The sequence below is a fragment of the Aliamphritea spongicola genome (assembly GCF_017051665.1).
Classification (GTDB): Bacteria; Pseudomonadota; Gammaproteobacteria; order Pseudomonadales; family Balneatricaceae; genus Amphritea; species Amphritea spongicola.
Genome location: NZ_JAFIDL010000028.1, coordinates 1 through 509, shown reverse-complemented (window position 1 = coordinate 509; position 509 = coordinate 1). Strand labels below are relative to the sequence as shown.

At 56.2% G+C, this 509-nt stretch carries 1 protein-coding gene; it reads left to right on the top strand.

Going from position 1 to position 509, the window contains the following annotated elements:
- Positions 1-18: 18 nt before the first annotated feature.
- Positions 19-509 (top strand): cadherin-like domain-containing protein (locus JYB63_RS22580; protein WP_205660185.1); only part of this gene is annotated, 491 nt, incomplete at its 3' end.

Sequence of the window (509 nt, the reverse complement as noted above, 5' to 3'; positions counted from 1 at the left end):
CCGGTGGCCGGTGCGGATGTGACGGCTACAGTAAACGAAGGCGATTCAGCAATTTCTGGCCAGCTGACAGCCACCGATGCTGACGACTCTGCCTCTCTGACCTTCAGCGTCACCACCGGTGCATCCGTGCCGGCAGGTTTCACGCTGAATACCGATGGCTCATACAGCTTTAATCCACAGGATGCTGCGTACGAAAGTCTGGATGCGGGCGATGTGCAGACCCTGACCATTCCGGTCACAGTGACTGATGAGAACGGTGCGACTGACACTCAGCAAATCCAGATCACCGTGAACGGCACCAATGATGCCCCGGTGGCCGGTGCGGATGTGACGGCTACCGTAAACGAAGGCGATTCAGCAATTTCTGGCCAGCTATCCGCCACTGATGCTGATGAGTCTGCCAGCTTAAGCTTCAGCGTAAGTAATGGCGCCTCCGTGCCGGCGGGTTTCACTCTGAGTTCAGACGGCTCTTACAGCTTTGATCCCCAGAATGCTGCTTATGATGGTTT